Raw genomic sequence first — 410 nt, 5'->3', positions numbered from 1 at the left:
GATGTGTCATCAGCGGCCAAACTTGGATCCAGCGCTCGCCCTGGCAACTACTCCATCAGCAAAGGCTCAAGCATGGCCTCCAGCTCAGGCAAACGGCTTAGCAGAACACTCCCCGCTTGCACGCCAACCGTCATACCATCAAGGTCCGCCACACTGTTGATACGGTCATCGCCTGCGCGCTTAACGTAAAAATGCTGTGCCGAGGCAAACGGTGGCGCGTAATTGAAGACCCGCAAGCGCTCATCCGAAACCGATGCTCCGGTAATTGCCACGTCGTACTGGCCGTTCGACACGGCAGCCAACAAGCCTGTCCAGGGCAGGATTTCCTGACGAATTTCAAAGTCAGCGTACGCTTCAAGCTCGGTCAGCACATCTTCGATAAAGCCATCCGGATCACTGCCATCCATGAA

The 410-nt window shown here is 55.9% G+C and carries 1 protein-coding gene; it reads right to left on the bottom strand.

Features of this window, described 5'->3' with window-relative positions:
* Positions 1-47: 47 nt before the first annotated feature.
* Positions 48-410: transporter substrate-binding domain-containing protein (locus tag R0J92_RS21815; RefSeq protein ID WP_411053180.1), on the bottom strand; the 363-nt coding region annotated here is incomplete at its 5' end.

It is taken from the genome of Tritonibacter sp. SIMBA_163 (genome assembly GCF_046535935.1).
GTDB lineage: Bacteria > Pseudomonadota > Alphaproteobacteria > Rhodobacterales > Rhodobacteraceae > Epibacterium > Epibacterium scottomollicae.
Note: the sequence above shows the minus strand (reverse complement) of the source record. Positions and strands in the feature narration are given on the sequence as shown.